At 30.4% G+C, this 23089-nt stretch carries 18 protein-coding genes, 1 tRNA gene and 1 pseudogene; 11 read left to right on the top strand and 9 right to left on the bottom strand.

The features are described from left to right. Window positions 1-11: 11 nt before the first annotated feature. Complete coding sequence (locus KO524_RS01750) at window positions 12-1793, bottom strand: ABC transporter ATP-binding protein (protein WP_219288741.1); 1782 nt, start codon at window positions 1791-1793, stop codon at window positions 12-14. A gap of 80 nt (window positions 1794-1873) precedes the next feature. Continuing rightward, window positions 1874-2290 (bottom strand): hypothetical protein, encoded by a 417-nt coding sequence (locus KO524_RS01755; RefSeq protein ID WP_219288758.1) that lies wholly within the window; start codon window positions 2288-2290, stop codon window positions 1874-1876. A gap of 719 nt (window positions 2291-3009) precedes the next feature. Here KO524_RS01755 and KO524_RS01760 point away from each other — a divergent pair. The 3 genes from KO524_RS01760 (at window position 3010) to KO524_RS01770 (ending at window position 4616) form a co-directional block, all read left to right on the top strand. Next, window positions 3010-3549: an NADPH-dependent FMN reductase gene (locus KO524_RS01760; protein ID WP_219288761.1), complete on the top strand. Its 540-nt coding sequence runs from the start codon at window positions 3010-3012 to the stop codon at window positions 3547-3549. A gap of 181 nt (window positions 3550-3730) precedes the next feature. Further along, window positions 3731-3804, top strand: a tRNA-Ala gene (locus KO524_RS01765). 272 nt (window positions 3805-4076) lie between these two features. Continuing rightward, complete coding sequence (locus tag KO524_RS01770) at window positions 4077-4616, top strand: Arm DNA-binding domain-containing protein (RefSeq protein WP_219288763.1); 540 nt, start codon at window positions 4077-4079, stop codon at window positions 4614-4616. Between the two features lies 1 nt (window position 4617). On the opposite strand, the pseudogene KO524_RS01775 reads toward KO524_RS01770, so the two are convergent. Continuing rightward, a pseudogene (locus tag KO524_RS01775) lies at window positions 4618-5791 on the bottom strand (IS3 family transposase). Between the two features lie 144 nt (window positions 5792-5935). Here KO524_RS01775 and KO524_RS01780 point away from each other — a divergent pair. The 4 genes from KO524_RS01780 (at window position 5936) to KO524_RS01795 (ending at window position 11048) form a co-directional block, all read left to right on the top strand. Further along, window positions 5936-6166 (top strand): hypothetical protein, encoded by a 231-nt coding sequence (locus KO524_RS01780; RefSeq protein WP_370629710.1) that lies wholly within the window; start codon window positions 5936-5938, stop codon window positions 6164-6166. A gap of 936 nt (window positions 6167-7102) precedes the next feature. Then, window positions 7103-8164 (top strand): hypothetical protein, encoded by a 1062-nt coding sequence (locus KO524_RS01785; protein ID WP_219288767.1) that lies wholly within the window; start codon window positions 7103-7105, stop codon window positions 8162-8164. Window positions 8165-8405: 241 nt separating this feature from the next. Continuing rightward, a complete protein-coding gene (locus KO524_RS01790; protein WP_219288770.1) occupies window positions 8406-9320 on the top strand; it encodes a restriction endonuclease in 915 nt (304 codons plus the stop codon). Between the two features lie 21 nt (window positions 9321-9341). Continuing rightward, window positions 9342-11048, top strand: coding sequence for a hypothetical protein (locus KO524_RS01795; protein WP_219288774.1), 1707 nt, complete (start codon window positions 9342-9344; stop codon window positions 11046-11048). On the opposite strand, the gene KO524_RS01800 is transcribed toward KO524_RS01795, so the two are convergent. The 3 genes from KO524_RS01800 to KO524_RS01810 form a co-directional block, all read right to left on the bottom strand. Beyond that, window positions 10951-11451, bottom strand: a complete 501-nt coding sequence (locus tag KO524_RS01800) for an integrase core domain-containing protein (protein ID WP_219288776.1) — start codon at window positions 11449-11451, stop codon at window positions 10951-10953. The two genes, KO524_RS01795 and KO524_RS01800, sit on opposite strands and share 98 nt — an antisense overlap. Before the next feature lie 86 nt (window positions 11452-11537). After that, entirely contained in the window at window positions 11538-11699 is a 162-nt protein-coding gene (locus KO524_RS01805) for a hypothetical protein (RefSeq protein ID WP_219288779.1), read from the bottom strand. A gap of 95 nt (window positions 11700-11794) precedes the next feature. Continuing rightward, window positions 11795-12061, bottom strand: coding sequence for a transposase (locus KO524_RS01810; protein ID WP_219288799.1), 267 nt, complete (start codon window positions 12059-12061; stop codon window positions 11795-11797). Window positions 12062-12772: 711 nt separating this feature from the next. Here KO524_RS01810 and KO524_RS01815 point away from each other — a divergent pair. The 3 genes from KO524_RS01815 (at window position 12773) to KO524_RS01825 (ending at window position 17865) form a co-directional block, all read left to right on the top strand. Then, a complete protein-coding gene (locus tag KO524_RS01815) occupies window positions 12773-15526 on the top strand; it encodes a type IV pilus biogenesis/stability protein PilW (protein ID WP_219288801.1) in 2754 nt (917 codons plus the stop codon). A 508-nt stretch (window positions 15527-16034) separates the two neighbouring features. Further along, window positions 16035-17150 carry an ATP/GTP-binding protein gene (locus KO524_RS01820; protein WP_219288805.1) on the top strand — a complete coding sequence of 372 codons (1116 nt, stop codon included), beginning with the start codon at window positions 16035-16037 and terminating at the stop codon, window positions 17148-17150. Continuing rightward, on the top strand, window positions 17140-17865 hold the full coding sequence (locus tag KO524_RS01825) for a hypothetical protein (RefSeq protein WP_219288807.1): 726 nt from the start codon (window positions 17140-17142) through the stop codon (window positions 17863-17865). The genes KO524_RS01820 and KO524_RS01825 overlap by 11 nt, the downstream gene beginning before the upstream one ends. 700 nt (window positions 17866-18565) lie before the next feature. On the opposite strand, the gene KO524_RS01830 is transcribed toward KO524_RS01825, so the two are convergent. After that, window positions 18566-19075, bottom strand: coding sequence for a YdeI family protein (locus KO524_RS01830; RefSeq protein ID WP_370629711.1), 510 nt, complete (start codon window positions 19073-19075; stop codon window positions 18566-18568). Window positions 19076-19137: 62 nt separating this feature from the next. Further along, window positions 19138-19302, bottom strand: coding sequence for an alpha/beta fold hydrolase (locus tag KO524_RS01835; RefSeq protein ID WP_219288825.1), 165 nt, complete (start codon window positions 19300-19302; stop codon window positions 19138-19140). Between the two features lie 57 nt (window positions 19303-19359). On the opposite strand from KO524_RS01835, the gene KO524_RS01840 reads away from it, so the two are divergent. Beyond that, window positions 19360-20316, top strand: coding sequence for an alpha/beta fold hydrolase (locus tag KO524_RS01840; RefSeq protein ID WP_219288828.1), 957 nt, complete (start codon window positions 19360-19362; stop codon window positions 20314-20316). Window positions 20317-21781: 1465 nt separating this feature from the next. Here KO524_RS01840 and KO524_RS01845 read toward each other — a convergent pair. Beyond that, complete coding sequence (locus KO524_RS01845; protein ID WP_219288832.1) at window positions 21782-23089, bottom strand: WG repeat-containing protein; 1308 nt, start codon at window positions 23087-23089, stop codon at window positions 21782-21784.

Here is a 23089-nt window from a genome sequence, read left to right on the forward strand (position 1 = left end):
GTTAATTTCCACTAGCTGTTCATCGATTGTGTAATTTTCTCAATATTCAAACTGTTGGCCATTGCTGTAAATATATCGTAATAAGTACCTTTCTCATCGTATAAGGAATCATGAGTTCCCCTTTCCACCACCCTTCCTTTTTCCATTACCACTATATGTGATGAATCGATAATTTGTGAGATACTGTGTGAAACTATAATTACAGTTCGATCTTTTTTTATCGCGTCCAAGCTCTGCTTGATCTGCTCTGTGGCAATCGCATCTAAACTTGCCGTAGGTTCATCTAAAAATATAATAGCGGGATCCTTTAAGAATAAGCGCGCAATAGCAATACGCTGCTGTTGCCCACCTGAAAGCAAACGCGCTTCAGAATCATAACCCATCGGCAACTCTACAATTTGATCATGAATATAGGCTTGTTTTGCAGCCTTTTCAATTTCTGCTTGCGATGCCAATGGATTTCCATACTGTATATTCTCACCTATAGTTCCTTTAAAAATGTGGTTTTTCTGTAAAACCAAACCTATATTCTTACGTAGTTCTGTTGTATTATAGTCTGCCAAATCAATGCCATCTAGAAATATTTGGCCACGAGTTGGAGCATAAAACTTATCCAATAAATTAATGATTGTACTTTTACCCGCACCACTTAATCCTACTAAAGCAGTAGTGTCATTGGGCTCTATAATCATCGATACATCCCTTAAAGCCTCAGTACCGTTGGGATATGAAAACCATACCCCGCGCATTTCTAATCGACCGATAATTTTTTCAGGAATATAAGTTCCCGACACCTCAATCTCGTGCTCCGATTCTAAAATATCAAAAAAACTTTCCGAATAAATCATGGCGTCATTGATCTCGTCATAAATTCTATGCAATTGTCTCATAGGAGCAGTAACATTATTAAACAACAATACGTGAAACATAATTGCACCTATAGTCATTTGCCCATTTAGCACAAAATATGCTGTTAGGATAATGATTAAAACCAACCCAAACTGTTCCAAAAAGCTCTTTATACCTTCAAATAAAAAACTGGTACGCCGCGTTTGCAGTTGATTCTCCGTCATATCAAACTGAATCTCCAAATGTTTTTTAGCTTCAAGAGGCTCTCGTACAAAAGACTTTATTACCGTAATAGAATCAATTAATGAAATGATGCCGTTGTTCTTGGTTTCTCTAAAAGTTCTCATTTTTCTACGAAATCCGCTTAATTTATTCGCTTGCAATTGGCTTACATAGAAATAAATAGGCACTATAGCCAAACTTACCAATCCTACATAAACATTGGCTAAAAAGATAAAAATCAATGCTACAATCGCATTGGCAAACAAAGGCATAATATCTATAAAAAAATTCTGGACCAAACGGGTCAAACTACTAATTCCCATATCAATTCTAGTCTGTAATTTTCCGCTTTCGTTGTCTGTAGAGGTATAAAAAGCCATTCGATAACTTAAAATACGATCAACAATCGCCTGCGAAAAATCACGAGATATATAAATTCGAAGTTTTTCACCATAAAACTTTTGTCCAAATTGAATTAGTGTGTAAATAACCTCTTTTGCCAATAAAATAATGCTGATGGTAGTTAATAAATGAAACCCGCTTTGAAGCGGTTGGTTAGTCACCATTAACTCGCTAATGGTATTCACCGTATATCTTAAAATAAGGGCATTTATCTGAACTGCAAAGGAACCAATAGCAGTCAAGACCAAAGTAGCTACAACCAATTTCCGATACGGCTTAACAAACGGTCGAATTTTTTTTAATAGCTCCAATAAGGTCATACACTTAAAATTTTACGTTTATTAAAAAACTTGTTTGTGAATAAGTAAGAAAGCGTAACCGCAGTGATGAATGCAAAAAATCAACTGCGCTCAAAATACAAGATAGATCCGTTTTGTGACGAGGCATCCAAAATTAACTTTCCCTCGGAATAACTCAGTTTAAAAGTTATTTTGTTGATGTCTAAAAATTCTTGAATGCCCTGTAATGAACTACCGGAATCCAAATCCAAATCACTGTAACAACTATAACGCATTAATAAATCTTGTTTTCCTTGACGCTTGATCAACAATTGATTGTCTTCTTTAAATTCATAAACGATTTCATCGTTAGTATATAAAACTTCCTTTAGCTCGACAGCAGCATCCATTTTATTTGAATTTACAACAATTTCACGTGTCAGGTTCCAACTTCCCACAATATCCGATTCCTTTTCATGGTCTTCTCTCGAGCATCCTATGAAAACTATAACTATCCATAAAAATAACATTCTTTTCATATTCTTATTACTTTTAAAGCTTGATTTAACCAGCTTCCCCTATTTTTATTCCCTCTTATCCCTAACTTCTTTAAACATTAAACGTTCTTATAAGCTGTTAAATTATTAACACATAAAGTTATTATTTATTGTATTCCTATCCTACTTTTTTTACAAAAAAAACAGCATTACCTTTAAAAAAAAGAATATATATCTAAAAATACTCTACAAAATTTATATTTTAGTCCTATAAATCATTAAATAAATAATATAATTGTATTTTAATAGCTTTTTTTTAACATAATCAGATTTATTACCTCTAAAATTCTTATTTCAACAACTTTAGTACTAAACAGAAAACGATATGATTTTATTTTAAATCAAAAATAAAACGCCCTTAATAAAACAACTTTAAACTTGTTTTATTAAGGGCGTTTATTTAATTTTGTCGTATAACTTTGAAATAAAGGAAACGTCCCCGAAACAATTCCGCAATGAACGTTATGCCATTTAAAGAAATTACAGACCGTAGTGGCGAATAGAGATAAACCGTCTGACATCAGTTTCTATACGAACCTCTATAAATCGATTTCTTATAAGGACTTAAATTCCTCAGGATTTAAGTCCTCTTTTTCCTTTTAAAAACACAAAAACACGGCAATGAATCTAAATAATTTGGCTTAAACTAATTATTAAAGCTTATTTTTGAACTTTAGATTTTATAGCAATTACAAGCTCCTATGAAAGCAATACTATTTAACGGTTCTCTAGATGAAGAGTCCTTTAGAACCTCTAGAAGGTTAACCCAATTTTTTGCTGATCAATTTGCTGCTTTAGGCATTGAAGTGCAACAAATTCACTTATCTGACTATCAAATTCCGATATATCATCCCCGCGATAAAACCATTCCGGAAAGCGTGCAAAAATTTGCCGATACCTTTGTGGATTCTGATATTCAAATATGGTTAAGTCCATTGTATCACGGTGGTATGGCCGGTGTGATGAAAAACGCCCTAGATTGGTTGGAAATTACCGCCACTAATAAACCTGCCTATTTAACCAACAAAGTTATTGGACTGGCATGTTGGTCGGCAGGAAATCAAGCTATGCAAGGCATACAAGCTATGGACAATGTTGTAAAAGCCTTACGAGGTTGGTCTTTGCCATATCAAATTCCTATAAGTAACATGGATTTGTATCAAGACAATGATTTAGCTGATTTTTACAAAAGCAAAATGAAAATGATGGTCGATTTATTGGTTGAAAGTCAAGCCAAGTAAAGGCATCGCTTGCTGCTATCCATGGCGAAAACGTTGTTTAATTAAACGGTATATCACTAGATACTAAACCCCTAGCTTTTCCACTTGTGCAGCGGTAAACAACTTGTGGTTAAAAACGCAATTATGTTGTTAAAACGATTTGATTTTACATTTTTTTGTTTACATTTGCCATTCGATTAATGGGGGTGTAGCTCAGTTGGCTAGAGCGTTTGGCTGGCAGCCAAGAGGTCGTGGGTTCGAGCCCCATCTCCTCCACTATTTAAGAAATACAGAACTTTTCAAAAAGTCTGCAAAACCAATCAAAACCTATGATTCTTTATGAATTATAGGTTTTTGTTTTTTATAGACTAAACAGATTTTTTAAAAGAACTCATTATATTCATGGCAAATTCGTGGCAAAATCACTTCTTGAAAAACTTTGCCACGAATTAGAGCACAAACTCAACGCCATAAAGGGACGAACGAGGATTCAAATCAGATTTTAAAGCATTTTAATTCAATATTTATTAATCATTAAAAATTGAATTATGTTAGAGAAAAATTTATCGCTTAATTTCTTCTTAAAAGGAAGCAAGAAAGATTCTAATTCAAGGTACGTGTATCTAAGAATTACAATAGACGGTATTTGTAAAGAAACCTCTATAAGTTACAAATGGGATTTAACTCGATGGAACCAAAAATCAGAAAGAGCAATTGGGAATAAAGAAGACGCGAAAATTTTAAATCTTCATTTAGATTCTATAGTATCTAAAATTCATCAATACAAACTTGTACTGTTGAATACAGACAAAACCTTATCAATAGAACCATTGATGAACTTTATTAAAGGCAATTCTGAAGAAAAACCTAGGGTTTTAGTCGAATTTCAAAAGCATAATGATGAAATGCTAAAACTCGTGCCAAGAGAATTTGCTCCTGCGACCCATAAACGCTACGTAACAGCGAGGTCGCACGTTGCTGAGTTTATTCAGCGAAAATACAAAAGAGATGATTTTGAGTTAAGAGAACTAAATTACGAATTCATAGTAAGCTACGAGCTGGATATGCAAATAAAAACTGCACATTAAGTTAAGCTACATTTTTGTAATTAATTTGATTATTAAATTCTTCAATAGTTGCATAATTCAAAGCGGAATGTCTCCTTTTTCTGTTGTACCAAATTTCAATGTATTCAAAGATTTCCAGTTTCATTTGTTCTTTAGAAATCAGTTTGTTTCCATAAATCAATTCAGTTTTCAGGGATTTAAAAAAGCTTTCCGCTACTGCATTGTCCCAGCAATTTCCTTTGCGACTCATACTGCGGGTTATTTTTTTATAAGAATCAAGAACATTTACAAACTTTTTGCTCGCATATTGGACACCTCTATCAGAATGAAAAATCAAACCTTCTTCAATATTTCGGTTTTTAACCGCCATTTTCCAAGCTCCAAGCGTAGTTTTATCCGTACTCATTCCGTCGCTCAAACTCCAGCCTATAATTTTTCTGTCGTACAAATCCATAATAGTTGTCAGGTATATAAATCCTTCATTGGTTTGGATATAAGTAATATCCGAAACCCATACTTTTGAAGGTGTTTTTATGAAAAACTCCCTATTTAATATATTTTCGACGACTAAATAATTATGTTTCGAGTTGGTCGTTACTTTGAATTTCTTGCTTAATTTACTTCGAAAGCCTAGCTCTTTCATATATTTTGCTACTGTAATTATACAAATTTTATAACCTAAACTCTGAAGTTCAAATGTTATTCTAGGACTTCCATAACGTTGCTTGGATTCAAAATAAATTGATTTTATCTGTTCTTTTATGGCAATTTTTCGTCGCAACCTAGCGCTAATTCTTTGTTTTATCCATCGGTAATAACTTCCACTGCTAACCAAAAGAACTTTGCACATTTTTTCAATCGGGAATAGTTGTTCATTGTTTTTAATGAAACTATAAAACATCGACCGCTCTTGGAAAAAATGCCGATTGCTTTTTTTAATATATCACGTTCTAACTCGGCATCCTTGAGTCTTTTCTCTAGTTCGTAGATTTTTTCTTGCTCGGGAGTGAGTTTTAAATTTCCTTTCCCAGGAAAACTTCCTTCTCCAAATTTCTCGTACTCTTTGCGCCATTTATACAACTGTGGTGCTGTTACTCCCAACTCTCTGGCCAGTTCTGATACATTTGTTCTCTCATAACTCAATTGAACGGCTTTTTTTTAAAAGCTCTGTCATAAATTTTGCGGAATTGTTTCATAGATTAAGATTATTTCTTAACTTACTATGATGGCTAAGTTAGCATGTCCAGTTTGATCAAATGTTTGAATATCAAAGAGAATTAAAAGACACAATCCTGTATTCTCTAACAATAAAAAATGATAAAGTAGATGATAAAAAATCCTTGGAATTATTGAATCCCATTGGAGAAAATTTAAAAGATTCTGAGTCTGAAAAATATTTTAAAATTCTAGATAATGCCTTTCTAGAGAATATTCCTCAATTCGAGGATATTGTGGAGCTTTTTAGTTTTGAAAGTTTAGGGATTTTAAATGGACTTTTATCATCAAAACAAGACCGATACGACGAGAATAACAACCAAATCTTTAAACGAAAAAGAAAGAGGTTGCTTTGAATCCGGTAATACTTTAAGTCAAGTCCTTCCCAAAGTATTTTTGAATTGTACACCCTTCGGTGCAGTCTGGAATAGCATACAAAATTTATTTTGTATGCAGTTTCAATAAGCATTCCAGAATAGATTTACCTAAATGTTTCCTTCTCTAAATTTTTAAAAGAATAAAAATGCTTTTACATTTTTAAAAATTTATATTTCTATGTTTAGAAATAAAAGCTACCGTATGCAAAACGTTAAAGTTTCAAAGTTGTATGACTGTAAGTATACATTTAAAAACATCAACAAATATTTAAAAAACAGCTTACCTCCTACCATTTTTAAGGATGATAGATGGTTTTGAAAAAAGCAAGCGGGACTTGGGCAGAGCCCTAGTCGCTTGCCTTTTTACTGGCGTTACAAAGGGTTTGAGTATACTAGCGGTATACTCAAGGACTTTCAGCCTTGTTAAATATGCGATCATGGTATATTTTGAAGTATACTAATAAAAGTTACCATTATGGTAAAAACAACTTATGTTTTGTGACTCTAGAAATTAGAATCGAGCTTTCAAAATGACCTGCTCATACAGATGGTATGAAAACTACTCCGAAGTCGTTAGTTTTTTGTTTAAATCTTAGAAAGACTCAAAATAGTGAGGAGTTTACGGATTTCCGTACTAAAACTAAAGAAAGTTTTAGTATGTTTGAAAAAAAATAATATAATTCAATCGTATCGCTATCCATATTTTAAAAAGATCATTTTAGTTTGGAAAGTTTTCGCTATCCTCAAAAAATTAGTTTGCTAAATATTTAATTTACAAAAGTTTAATTATTATGATAATGCATTATACGAAATACGCATATAGTTGTGGTTTTACGAAACTATGCTGTGTTTTGTTTCGTGAAATAACAATGCTAGCGGTAATTGTAAATCGCACACCCAAAGAAATCTAAGTAAATGATTGACATATTTAAAGAACTTTCTGACTATAATAAATATTTTGAAAGTCAACTTGCCTTATCAGGAACAATACTAGGTTTAATAATTGCTACAAGTACCTTTATTTTGCAAAGTGGATTTGCTTCTTTTCAATATAGTCGTAGTATGTTTATCAAATATTATGTTCATCAAAGTAAATTCATATTTTTAAGCTTAGCGTATAATATCTTATTTTCACTAATTGTACTTTATTTGTCAATAAGCTCCACTACTCTTTTTAGTTTTCATATAATTTTTGCTCTTATATTTTCAAAATATTTCTTGGACTTTTATTCACACAAAGGTTACATAGAAACTATACACTCAACAAAATATAATCCTTATAAAAATGGAATTTTAAAATACTTTAGGTACATAGAAAATCTGGGATATATTCAAAACATTATAATTTACGCAACGTTATATATAATATTTTTCTATCCTTTACATTTCAATTATGCATTCAAACTTAATGAACATCAAGTTTTTATGACTACTGTAAGTTGTTTGGCTTTTAGTACATTAGTTGTAATTAGAATTATCCCTCAATTTTTCACGTTTTCTGAACAAGAATACAAATCAAAAACAAAAAATGAGGTTATTGACAATATTGAGGTTGATTTATCAAAAGAAAATGAAATACTAAAGGATGTTTTAGTCAAAAATGGCAGAAATGAACTATTAGAACAAATTGAAACTGAAAATTTTGACAGCTTATTTATAAATATGCCGAATAATAAAAAAGAGGCATTTTTTGTTATTAATATAGAAATTTCAGATAAAAATATCTATGAAATAATTAAAGAAATTGAAAACTATAGTTATGAGTTTTTAATTGAAATATCTAATATCCATATAGATACAAATAGCTTCGTATTATCATACTTTATTAAAATCAAGAATGATACTAAAACAAGAAACTATTTCATTAGAACTAACAGAAATGAAATTGACGAGTTAAGGAAAAAAAATAATAAACCTAAAGACTTTATTAATAATATATCAAATAAATTAATTGACGAATTATTTAGAAATATATAACAACTACCGCTAACATCGGTTTTGCGAAATGGCGGGTTAAGGGAAATATAGAAAGTTTGTGTGTTTTTTGCCACAACAGCCTTTTTTATTTCCTTTTTTCATAAATTTAGAAAATAATAAAAGGCCGTTGCTTAGGTTTGTGCAAGATTGAAAGTTTTGGCTTTCTAATTCGCCACTATCACCAATACGCGACCCGTTGTGGGCAATTTTACAAACCTGAACTCAAGAACAAAAATCAATAATGGCAATACAGAAAATTTCAACTCAAGCAATTATAGCTTTAAAAGATGCTTTGACAAATATTTATTGGAGAAAAAAAGATCTTAGACAATTTATTGAACTAACAATTGAACATTCTGCTATTGTTGCAACAATAGATTGGCAAGAGCCACTAAAACAAGAAAGCGTATCTATACTAATTGACAGAATGGTTACTAGACAAGATTTATTTCAAAACGATTTACTACGTTTAATACAGGAAGTTGGTAATTTTTCAGATTTTTCGCATTTATCATATTTTGATAAAGACGGCAACTTAACCAAAAGAGCAAAAGAATGTGTAGCTAAGCTACGAAATCAAACAAAAGGATATTTTGACGCAATCGAAGAACTTAAAAAAGCGGAAGAAAGAAGAAATGCAAATTTAGAAAAAGTAAAGACGACGATTCACTTTAGCCAAAAGCTAGAAGAACTTAAAACAAAGTTTTTCGAAATTGCCATAAACACAAACAAACAACAAAGAGGGTTTCAATTAGAAAAGCTACTAAATGAACTTTTCATTCTTTTTGAACTTTCAGCAAAGTCATCATTTAAAATTGATGGAGAACAAATTGATGGAGCATTTACTTTTGATGGGACAGATTTTTTACTTGAAGCGAAATGGCAAAAAGATCCAATTCCAGCAAGTGAACTTTATGCATTTGGTGGTAAAATAACTAACAAACTAAAGAATACACTTGGTTTATTCATTTCTATGGATGGTTTTTCAAAAGACGGAATAGAAACGAATAATCCAATTACAAAACAGATGATACTTATGGACGGGGAAGATTTAATGCTAATCTTTGACGGCAGAATTCAACTTAATGAAATGATTTTATTAAAAAGACAACACGCTTCTCAAACAGGAGAAATATTTTATAAATTTAAAACATAAAAACTGCCTACAATACTCATTATGACATATAATCCTACAAATATAATTTCAATAGAACAACTTAAAAATATCGTAAAGTCTAATAAAATTAATTGTGATATTATTATACGTGGCGAACAGATCAAATCATTAGGTGATATAGAACAAATAAATGGATTTTTAGGTATTAGTGATTCTAATATTGAAGACCTTGGTAATCTTGTAAGTATTCAAAAAGATTTTTGGATTAGTTCTCATACAGTACTTTCTAAACTTACCTCATTAAATAATTTGGAATATGTCGGTGGGGATCTTTCTTTAAGATACACTAATATTAAAAAATTAGGAAATTTAAAAAATGTACAAGGAAAACTAAGTCTCAGAGACACACAAATAGAATGTCTAGGAATATTAGAATATGTAGGTGGAGACTTATACTTACCAAAAAAGTTAGAAAATATAATTGACACTTCAAGAATTGAAGTAAAAGGTAAAATTCGCTTTTGGAATGACAGTAAAATAAAAAAGGATATTCTAGATAAAAATGAATTAGGACTTTGTAAACACGAAATTTCCGTACCAAAATGGGAAATGTTCTATATTTATTCTTATAGTGAACTTAAAATTGGGAATTCAATACAACAAAAATTTTATTATGAGTATAAGAAAAACTTTTTTGAACAAAAATATCTAGATTTAGAAGGGAATAATAATTATGTCTTCTTATTACTATATGATTTACTCGAAAACTACAGTGATAATATAGAAATTTTACATAATTATTTATCAATCCTAGCAAAACATTATCCAATAACTAATTCGTATATTAATCCGGTAATCATTCAGAAACTCGAAGATATTGGGAAATACGATGAAGCATGGGGCATGCTAAAACAAAATAATTATATAAGTATTGAAACTGTTATGAAGTTCGAAGAGAAGCTACAGAAAAAACTTATAGATGGGCAACTTATAGTGCAATTAGCTGGCTTTACACATTTGACTGAATTTGGACAAAAAAATATTAATGAAATTGCTAAATTTGCAAAATTGGAATATGAAAAATATGAAATTGAAAATGGAAATAATTTTTTTCAAATTTTCATAAAACAAACCAATAACATAAGAGATTACAAATCAAATACTTACATATTAGAAGATTATAAAGATTATTTTTTATCAATATCAGAATACTTTCATTACAAAAAAATTGATGAACAACAAATAAAATCAAATTGTGTACGAAAAATACCACATGTTGTTGAAAAAGCTATCTACAATCAATTGCGATTAATTTTAAAAAAATCAGAAGACAGTTACAGAAGTGCACTAGGCCTACCAAAAGTTGGTGAAGGATGGATTAGCGAAACAGAACTTTTTTATAATATTTCAAACTATTTCATAGACATCAAAGTTCTACATCATGCTTCGCCAAGTTGGCTTGGAAGACAGCATCTCGATATTTATATCCCTTCCCTCAATATTGCAATTGAGTATCAAGGAGTTCAACATTACAGGCCAATAGATTTTTTTGGAGGTCTCGCAGGATATGAAAAGACTGTTCAAAGAGATAAATTAAAAAAAGAACTATGTGAAGCTAATAATTGTTATTTAATGTATGTAAGAGCAGGATATAACCTTTCTAAAATTATCAAAACAATTGAAAATTATAAAAGGCAACTAGGAAAAAAAGGACACCTCGAAATTCTTTCGGAGATTGATCCCCTAGTGACTGGTGAGGATGATTAAAATTGCAATCGTCTCTCCATTTGTCCGCCAATTTTTGTAGTTGATAGATGTCATTAAAGTAAAAAGCACCCAATATATCTTCCCTAAAAAATCGGTTAAATCGTTCTATGTATCCATTTTGCATTGGCTTACCAGGCTGTGTATACTTGATCTCTATAGAATTTTTCCCACACCATTCCATAAAAGTTTTTGATATAAACTCTGGGCCATTATCACATCTTATAAACTTTGGCACTCCTATTTCTTCTTTTAAATTTTCTAACGTTTCTATTACAGCACATGCGGGATAGCTATGTCTTACGTTAATAGCGACTGCTTCACGATTACAATCAGCTATAACATTAAATACACGTACTTTTCTTCCATCAGTTAAAGCGTCACTCATAAAATCCATCTTCAGCATTCATTGAGTATTAAAGGGCTCTCTAAAGGCTGTTTAACACGTGTAACCAATCGTTTCTTGTGCTTTCGTCTTAGACTTAATTTCATTTAACGATAAACGCGCAATACTCGTTTTCTATTCCAGATAAGTCCCTCTCGACGGATCTTAAAATAATATTCATCAAAACCACGAGTTGGATATTGTTCTGCTAATTGACTTAATTTTGCAATTACCTCTGTATCGTCTTTCTTACTTTGATAATACCACATAGACCTACAAAGTCCAACTAATGTGCAAACACGGACTATGGAAACACAGTGATGCTGAAGAAGATATTTTGCCCTATCAATTTTGTCTGCAGGGCTTAAAACTTTTTTGTTAGTAAATCTTTAAGCATTTTATTGTCCAAACTAACATCTGCATACATCTGTTTTAGCTTATTATTCTCTTGTTCGAGCTCTTTTAAACGCTTTAGCTCTTGTTGTTCCATTCCACCATACTTCTTACGCCAATAGTAAAAAGTACTAGTATCAATACCTAACTCTCTGGAGAGTTCGCTTACGGATCTACCTTGTTCGTTTTCTTTAAGTGCTTTAATAATTTGACTTTCACTAAAATTGCTTGTTTTCATTTTTGACAGTTTAATCTTAAGCTAATAAATTTGAATTGAAAACTATCCTATTTTTAGGGAAGCCTACAGGAGCAAATAACAAACTCGTTATTTTGTCACACATAAAAAAATATTAACTTAAAATATCAATTGAATTACGGAATTTCTCATTAAGGTAAAAGATTAATTTCTTATGTTTGGATACAAAATTACGAAAAACGTATATATACGATTCCATTTCGTTATAATAAATAAATATATTCGTAAAAAATAATATTAATTTCAAACACAAATAAACTATTTTGCAATAACAGAGTCAAAAATATTTTCTCACACTTCTAAGTTTAAAAAAACTAAATCAGTGGAAAATTGAATTAGTAATAATAATTTTAATACAAAATATAAATTTCATTCCAACAAAATCAGATGTACCAAAAGTTGCTAACTTTAGATGGGTACTAAACTGAATTAACAGATATATTGGACAATCATTTGAAAAATATGAAATTCATCTTTTTGATAGTTTTTGACGAAAAAATAATTATAAACAAACATAAATTAAAAAATTCATTAAGAGGTATATAAACACCTTTAAAATATATCAAAAACAACAACACTGAGAAGTTAAATCCATTTATAAATTAAAATTTCTTTACGTACCACATTAACAAATAAATACCCCTGAGTAATAATTAATAAATATTTTAAAAAAAAAACCTAAACAAAAAACAAATGGATAACATGCAAAAAAACAGGATCAAAAGTGCAATGATTGTTTATGAATTGGAAACATCCCTAGGGAATTATGTAATAGAAAATGAGATTTTGGATAATTTAAGCGAAAAAAGTAAAACTATAATTTTCGATAGGGAAAAAACAAAAGGAAATGAAATTATTAGAGGGCAAGTTTCTTTCATAGTCGAATCAAGTTATTTAGATGAAATTTTCAATTTGGCAATAGATACAACAGAGGGTACAATTCTAAATGGTTATATGAGGGAACTTAAAGAATTATGTACTTATCTTGGTATTTTTGACATTAGAAATGCAATAAGTCACCCTAACAGACCCTTTCCCGATACATTCTGGTTTAAATCCGCAACTATAGCAAGCGACCCACTAATCGAGAAATTAGGACTTGGTAGTGTAAGACAAGCATTAAATTCTGCCATTGAAGAAAGTTTAAGCCTACCACCTGACGAATGGATTAGCAATGTTAAGTGGGCCATTCCGAATACGCTTCCAAATTCGTTTGATCATGAAATTACCGGTCTATTAGGAAGAGATAAAGATTTTGCAGACTTAAATAAAACACTTTCAAATTCTAGAATTAATTTAGTTGCCGTCGTTGCACCAGGCGGAATTGGTAAAACAGCTTTAATATTACAGTTTCTTAAAGATTTGAGCTTAACTCCCAGTTTTAGTACTAAAGTAAGTTCTATTATTTTTTGCACATTAAAAAATGAAATACTAACGGCAGATGGAATCCAAATCATTGAAGCTATAAACGGAATCGATCAAATAAAAGACTCTATACTTTCTGATATAAATTTATTATATAATACTTCATTTGAAAATTTTGAAACTGCATGTGAGAATTTAGAAAATGAAAAAATCTTAATTTGTATTGATAACTTAGAAACTCTATTAATGCATTCGCAAAAAGAGTTTATCACATTTAATCATTCATTACCACTACTATGGCGAGTAATAGTGACATCAAGAATTTCTATTGATTCAGCGACAACAGTCCCTCTTGACCCCTTAGGTAAAAGATATGCAATCAATTTAAGTCGAAATTATTTAAAGAAAAGAGGTGTTCAATACATAGATCAAAATATTTTAGAAAATATCGCTGATCGAGCAAATTATAATCCGTTAGCGATTCGACTAACAATAGATTTGTATATAAAGGGAGTCGATATTTCACAATCAATGCAACAATCACAAAAAGATATTGCCTCATTTTCATATAAAAACTTAATTGAATCAATTTCTGAAAATTCAATAGCTATTCTTGAAGCAATTTATGTTCTCGGAGAATCAATTAAAACAGAACTAATTGATTTCCTTGAATTATCAAATGAAGAAATCGCTGAGTCAATTAATGAATTATCGAAAACTAGTTTGATAATTCGAAACACAAATCAAGAAGGAAATGACAATTTCAAATTAAGTGATTCAATTCGAGACATGCTTTTGTTAAATCCTAAAAACATAGAAGTACGCTCAAAGATTTCAGATAGTCTAAAGGCTATGAAAGAAAAAATATTAGTTCAAAAGACAAGAAATGAACAATTAGGTCTAACTCAATTCGATGAAAACTTTGTTGAACCAAATACAGATAGAACTGTACACTCGTTGATTGTTGATTTAAATAGATTCTTATCTAACCCATTTATAAATAGAAAACACTCGGAGTTAGTTAATTTGAAAAGAAAGTTTTCAGATATTTTAATGTACAATCCTAAGGATTATCAAATCTACTATAATTTCTCAAGAGTTTTAGCTGAATTGAAAGATAAAACTGGTCAATTAAAAAGTTTGGAAAAATCAATTGAATTAAATCCTATTTCCTATCGAACAAATTTAGCAATAGGAAAATATCATTTCTATAACGTTGATTACGACAATGCCTTAGTGGTTTTTGATATTTTGGTTGCAAACGAGCTTAATAATCCACATTTTTCTTCTAAGAATTTTAGTTTTTCATTAACAAAACTGAGATTACTATGTTTATTATATTTATGTAAGTACGATGTAATTCTCAAAATAACTGAAAATTGGGAGAAGGATGAAAATTGGGCAGCACTATATGGAAGTTATCGAGCATCAACTTTCAAACGCCAATCCGAATTATTAAAAAACAATATTCCAGAGCGCGAAAAATTAATTACCGAATCATTAAATGTATTTAATCAAATATTCAACGAGAGTGATTACCCAATAATAGCATGTATTGAGTCTAATAAAATAGTAAAGGAATTTGAATTTATTCTAACGAATAATGCATACTCAACTAAATTGGCATCAAAGTATATTACATTTATTTCTCGTCATTACTTTAGTATTGTTTCGAGGTTGAGAGATGAAAGCATTGAATCGAAAGAATCAAAAGATTTATTGCGGAAAGCTTACAATTATGAATTAGATAATAATCCTTTACACAGTGCCGATTGGTACTCAATCAAAACAGAAACTACATATGATATAGATCACATTGATGAGTTGATTGAAGACGGATATGTTATCGTTGAAGTTTATAATATACCTGACAAATTTGAAGGGTTCTCAAATTTCATTTTCGCAAAAGATGACAAAGAACAGCAATTCTATTTGCATGTTAGCAATTTTGAGACTGGATGGAGTAGATGGGGGTATATGGAAATCGGTTCTAAATTAGGAGTAAAATATGATCGAATATCCGAAAATGGAAAACCTACCAACGTTAAAGAAATTGTAGAAATTGACAAATATCTTATATAATCGACTCATATGTTCTTATATTAAGTTCACTTCTACAAAAAACAACTTAAGGATTAGTTTTTTAACCTAAATCTAATCCATTGTTGTTTCATCTTGAATATTACAAACAAACGTTTATTAAGTATAATATATAAACACCTTCGAAACATACTATTCTGCCTTAATTATTTTCTTACAGAGTTCGTTAAAATCAATAATTTATGCTAAAATATTTTTTATACCAATGAATAACTCTTTAATCAACACTTTCCTCTTATCAACTTTCATCTACTGAACCTATCCTATAAACTATTCATAAAAATTACATTTTTTCATTGTCTTTCAATTTTACTTAAAATCAGTAAATTCGAAGCTACAACACTTTAAAACTGAGAACAGATAATAATTCCTATTACTCGCATAATACTACAACAAGAAAAAATCAAGTTAAATTAGTGTTTATTTGCCGTAATTTTTTTACGGAACGTTTTTTTTGCTACTTTTACATATAATTATATTCTTAGAAATAATGCTTAGAAAATTTAGAGTATCAAATTTCAAAAGTTTTGAGAAAGATTTTGAACTTGATTTAACAGAAGTAAACGGATACGAATTCAATAAAGATTCTATTAAGAACGGAATCGTTAATAATGCTTTAGTTTATGGTCATAATGGTGTAGGAAAATCTAATTTAGCATTAGCTATTTTTGACATTATTGAGCATCTCACTGATAAGCAACGTAATGAAGCTTCATATATAAATTATTTAAATGCAAATTGCACACTTGAATTTGCAACTTTCTACTATGAGTTTTATATCAATGATAAAATTGTCACTTATGAATATAAAAAATCTGATTATAAAACAATTCTATTTGAAAAATTAACGATTAATGATATTGAAGTAATCTCTTTCGATAGATCTGTAGACAAAGCTGCAAAATTTACTTTGAAGGGTACAGAAACACTTAAAAATGATATAGATAATAGCGAGTTATCCATCTTAAAGTTTGTAAAAAACAATTCGGATTTAGAATCAAATCCTATAAATGACGCATTTTTGAGTATGTTTTCTTTTGTTGAAAAAATGCTTTACTTCAGATCGCTTTTAGATAGAACTTACATTGGTTTAGATGTCGGTAGTAAACCTATTTTCGAGGATATCGTAAAGAAGAAAAATGTCGAGGATTTTGAACATTTCTTAAATAGCGCGGGTATTGAATGTAAACTTTCAATAGTAGAAGACATTGATAAAAAGACAATTGCTTTCGATTTTAATGGAAAAAAAATACCTTTCAGAGATGTTGCTTCAACTGGTACAAATGCATTAGCACTATTTTATTTTTGGTATCAAAATATAATAGAAACTTCAAAAGTGTCTTTTGTGTTTATCGATGAATTTGATGCATTTTATCACCATTCTCTTTCTGCTTTAATTATAAATAAATTAAAAGAAACTGGGGTCCAATTTATTCTTACAACTCATAATACAGCTGTTATAACAAATGATTTATTAAGACCAGATTGTTATTTTTTAATGAGTAAACATAATATTCTATCTCTATCAAAAAGTACATCAAAAGAATTACGAGAAGCTCACAATATCGAAAAAATGTATAAAGCAGGTTCTTTTTATGTCGAATAATATTTTATTTGTATTTGAAGGAGCTACTGCAGAAGTTCAAATTATAGAAAATTTAAAAAAATTTTATGTTCACGAAAATTTATGTGTTCACAGCATCTATGGAGGTGAGATATATCAAATCTTTAAACAAATTAAAGCAGATGAAGATTTAGACACATTCAACCTGTTAAAAGAAAGAAATTCTGAAAATAAAGAAATATTAAAAAATTTTACTAGAGATGATTTTGCGGAAATTTATCTGTTTTTTGATTATGATGGTCATTCTATAATTGCAGATGATAGTAAATTAGTAGAATTGCTAGATTATTTTAATGAAGAAACCCATAAAGGAAAACTGTACATTAGTTATCCTATGGTTGAATCCTTAAAACATATTGCAAATTTCGATGATTTTAAAAGCTCTTGTATTAAATGCAAGGAAAAGGTAGGTTATAAAAATATTGTTTCTGTTGAAGCTCTTAAGTACTTAATAGATTTCACAAATTATGATGAAGAAATTTGGAAAACATTAATTTCTACACATTTAAAAAAAATGAATTACATATGTTTAAATGATTATTCACTCCCTGAAAAATTATTCAACCAATTAGACATATTTTCAAATCAATTTAAAAGCTATATTGAGCCATCTAATACAGTTTCTATATTAAGTTCATATCCAGTTTTCATTCATGATTATTATGGTAACAAAAATACACTTGTAAAAATCTCATAATGCCATATAATACCAACAAAATGGAGAACTATAGGAAGTGTATAAAGTTTCTACTTATTTGGTCGTAATAATCTAATTCATTAACTATTTCTATAGTTGAGCAAATAATTTAATACTATTTGTTTTGATAGTATTAATTTTAAGACATTCGCCAAAAACTCAATTATTTTATATTTTCTAGTGATCTAGTAAACATTAAACACTTGAATTGATAATCAGCATTCGTTTATAGTATATGATTTATAATAAAATATTTTTTAACTTTGTTACGTAGAATTAAAACGATTAAATCATAGATTTAAGACTCGGTCAATTAGGTGCGCACAACAATTAAAAACGTTGAAAGAACCTATTTTTAAAGCATACGGAGGTAGGTGTAAATCCCTCTTTATCCGCAACATAAAATTAACTATTACCTTATAAAGGTTTCAAAATATAGCAAAAGCTTGCAATAAGATTAGTTTTGCAGGCTTCTATATTTTAATTATATCTTCAAAATATTTAAAAGTGCTTAAAATATTAGTGCTCAATTCGAGGCACATATCTCAGAGACAAAAAATTAAAAAATTGTTCATATATAAATTATTGAAATCTATCCAAATCCTTCATGAAATATTTCGATATATATTCTACGTCGGCTACTACATAAGGACACAGTCTAAAGATTGTGTCCCTTTTTATTTATATACATAATTATACATTAGGTCAACTGTTTGGGAAGTTGCTTTTTTAGCATACTTTCAACAACTTCGTCAATACGTTTTTGTTTCGTTTCTTGTCGTTTGGCAAGAACAATCCAACTTAATATCATTTTTCTTTTCGACTTACTCAAGCTTAAAAAATAGTCTTTTGAGTCTTTGTGTTTATTAAAAGCTATTTCTAGATCAGCTGGTATTATCAGCTCTTCTACCTCGTCCAAAATTGTCCAAGAACCGTTTTGCTTAACAATCTCAATACTTTTAAAACCTGCTTTTGTCATTCTTTCATTATCTAATGAGGAATCGAACGACCTCTTTGTTGATTTTAGACCAAATACTTTTAGGCTTACGTTTACTAAAATATTGTATAAACGAAGAATCATTAACTTTTTTTGTTGTACTATCAATCCAACCAAAGCAAAGCGCTTCATCCACTGCTTCTCGCCAACTAATTGAAGGAACGTTTGACTTTTTTGAATAATAAACAAGCCAAACTGATGATTTGGACCCATGGTTTTCTTCCAACCATTGTCTCCAATCTTCTCGACTTTTAGGACAATATGTTTCTACTCCCTTAATCATTCTGTTGTGCTAACCATCTTAAAATTGCTAGCGTAGTTTCTTCTGGTCTTTCTTGTTGTATCCAGTGACCACAATCCAATCTTACAATATCCAAATTAGGAACAATATTTTTCAGATTTTCATTGATTGGAATCGTATCTTGCACACCATATATCATAAGATTAAGGATTTAATGATTTAATGAAATTAACCTGTTTTATAGTATACCTACCAAATGAAAAAAATGAAAAAAAGCCGTCCTTCGTTCAGAAAGAGAATATCAAAAATATTCTTGAAAACAATCATCGGAATTGTAGTGATAATCGCTATCCTAATCTTCGCAACATTCGTGATTCATCAAATCAATTTAAGTAGCGAAGCCGATAAAATTGAAGATTATGGTCAAAAAATAAAAGTTTTTGATGGTACAATAAACACGACAATAGATGGACACGGTGCAGACACGATTGTATTACTTACCGGATTTGGAACGGCAAGTCCAAGATTGGATTTTGAACCATTAATCAAGGAATTAGACAAAAAATATACAGTGATCACGATTGAACCTTTTGGTTATGGATTGAGCAGTGAAACAAATCGCGAACGCAGTTTGAATAATATGGCGGAAGAAATCCACGAAGTGGTGAAGCAATTAAATCTAAAACGTTTTATAGTAATGGGGCATTCCATTGCTGGGCTTTACAGCTTAGCATACATCAACAAATATCCAGGTAAAGCAACCGCTTTTGTAGGTATTGATACCAGTGTGCCAAAACAACCTTGGCCGGGTTATAATTCGGCACCTTTAGATTTTTTAGCCAAAACAGGTGTAATGCGTGCATTTTTAAAGTTTTTTGGAGACGAAAAACCTAAAGACGAATCAGAAGTACACCTTTTTGAACAAAAACACCTAATTACGATGAAAGTAACTGGAAACAATACTTTGAGCAGAGAAGCAACATCATTGAGTAATAGTTTTAAAGAAGCTCAAAAACTAGCTTTCCCGCAGGATTTGCCGGTATTATTATTTGCCGACCAAAACTCAGCTGTCAAAGGCTGGACGGAACTGCACCAAGAGCAAGCCAACAGCGTGGATAAGGGAAAACTAATTTTATTGCCAGGCTCTCATTATCTACATCATACTCAATCGAAACGAATTGTAGCAGAGCTTGAGTCATTTTTAGCAAAATGATTGAGCAAAATATAACTGCTATTTGTTATAAGAATATATGTTACTGGTTTTATTAGAAAACAACTAGGAAAACTTGTCACCATACCTGATGAAGATTTGCTTTTCTTCTCTTCATGACTAAAAGAAAAGTTTATAGGATAATTCTGTATTTGTAAATCTCGGTAATTTTAAGGAAGTAAAATAAAAATCCGCATACTTAGAAGTATGTTAAATCAGACCACTTTTCAAAAGCCTTTCAATATTGGCTATCCCGATCTGTAGGCCATACAAATTGTGGAACTGTATCTACTTACAAACTTCATCGGGACAATTTACTATCTTATCATGGATAAAGAGTTGATGGCTTTTGCATTTCGGCCAAACTTATTTAGGTATGCTATTTAGGGCAATGGAAGTTTGCAACAATTCAGAGCTAATAGATGAAGTGTAAGTTTTTCGTTTCTTTTTGAAATATACCAGCATCCGTTTCGCTGTTTTTTATTTTTTATACACTGAACAAATCTTTCAAAAGAACTCATATTATTCATGGCAAAATCACTTCTTTAAAAATTTTGCCACGAATTAGATTACCAACTCTCCTGCTAATCCACAAGAGCGAAAAGTAAATAAAGAAGCACTTCAAATAGCATAGATATTAACTATGCTCAAAAAGTTAAAATCTTTATATCAGCGGGCGTTTATCAATCTTAAGTACTCCGTCATCTATTACAATGAGATAATACGCTGGTGTAATCAAGCGGGCATTAACAAGTATATTAACTTCCACTGGGCCAGGTAAACGAATGTGGTACTCTTCTTAGATAAATTTATTAAAAACCCAATGCAATACCAAAATTATTTATATGAAAAAGAAAGTACCTCGATAAAATACTTTCTTTTTACATAAATACTTGTTTTCAACTGATTTCATTTGAGGCTAACAAATTCAGAACAAGGTTTCCATATTATCTGATTATCTATACCTAGATTTCTACGAAATAGTAAATCCGACACAGCAATAGATTTTGTTGTACGATATTCCCCGCTACCGCACGAATCCTTTCGTGTGGTAATTAAAAATTTAATCACATCACCAACTGAAATTCGACAGAGTCAATCCTTTCGTGTGGCAAAATTCAATATACACATATTCCCTCTCCTAAACCGCAAGTAATATACTAATAAACCCAATTTTATTTTGACACAATCAGAAGGCCAACTTTTATCGATAAACTGTCTTTATAAACACAAAACTCTCAACATGATTGAGAGTTCTTGTATATAATGCAGACCACGCGAGAGGACTCGCGCGGTAGCGTATCCGGATATTTTTAATATTCGTGCACCAGCGGGGGATTAAACCTACCGTTGGTAAGTTTAAAATAATAACACTTGCTTTTGATTTGAGTGTTTTTGCTCCTTTTAAATTAGAAGACATGCACAAATAAGCTGTTTCATGTTGTTTTACTCTGCAATCATATTTTAGTTATCCAAGATAAAAAATAACTTCTCCTGTTTTTAGATCTATCAACAACCTACCTCCATAGTATCGTTGGAATTTAACTCTAATTCCTTTGTCTTTTGAGTAGTACTTAATATCATAGTCATGGTCGCCCAGTTCGCCAACCTTTTCCCCCTTCTTATTGATAAAGACCGATTGATTGCCTTGGTAGAATGTGGCGTATCCGTTTTCAAAAGATTTCATCCTCCCATCAAATTTAAAGTCAATAACCGTTTCGCCTTTTTCATCGATAAACCCCCATTTACCGTTTTTAAGAACGGGTGCCAATCCTTCTGAAAAAATATCAGCACCATCATAAATCATAGGAATAATCATTTTGCCTTTTCCATTCATAAAACCAAATTTCTTATCTTTATAAACAAGAAAGAGTTCCGTTCCTTTTCCTGCTACAATTTGATTGTATTCAAATGGAACAATTTCCTTTAAATCATTGTCTAATATTCCAGTTTTATAATCTTTTGTTTTTACGATATAAACTTTGTTTTGTTCATCATATACTATTTGGTAGTATACTGCAGGAAGTAAAATATTTCCTTTTGTATCCATTAAACCTTGACTTTTATTATACTGTTCTCCAACATCGAATAAGATTATTTTTGGACTTAGGAACTCAAAAGAACTAAATGAGAAATCGTGCACCTTTTTTAGTTTTTTATCTACAAAAAAATATTGTGCTTTAATTTGAGTAACAAACAAATTATCGGCAAGTGGTTGAATCCAAAGTGGCATTTCTTTCATAATCTGATTACCCTTATTGTCAATCACGCCATAAAAACCTGTTGTTGTACGATACCACAAACCAGAATAGGGTTGTGAAATATATACAGCTTCTTCATAATTTACAGAATTAATTCTGTTGAAGTTCTCGTCTAAAACGCTAAAATCTCTTCGTTCTCCAATAAAAAAATAGTTTTTATAGGCCTCAATATTATTTTTCTCAAATGGAAAAACAGTGTCGAGTTTTGCATTTAAAATACCAGATTTATAATAAATGTAAGGATCTCCTTGGTTCATTTTACCGCAATCACTACAACTTTGATAGCTATAAATCTTTCCTTCCATCTCATTAAATTCTTTTTGAAGAACAATGAATTTTTTGTTTTCAGAAATCTGAATCGACTTATATTCGGCAGGTACTATAATCGTTCCCAAACTATCTACAAGTCCACAGCTTCCTTTCTGATAAAATTCTAAAACACCGCCAAAATCCTGGCTGAAAGCTATATTAATCGTAAATAGATAAACTAACAAAAACAGTATTCTAATCTTCAT

The organism is Flavobacterium sp. NKUCC04_CG, assembly GCF_019345525.1.
Taxonomy (GTDB): domain Bacteria; phylum Bacteroidota; class Bacteroidia; order Flavobacteriales; family Flavobacteriaceae; genus Flavobacterium.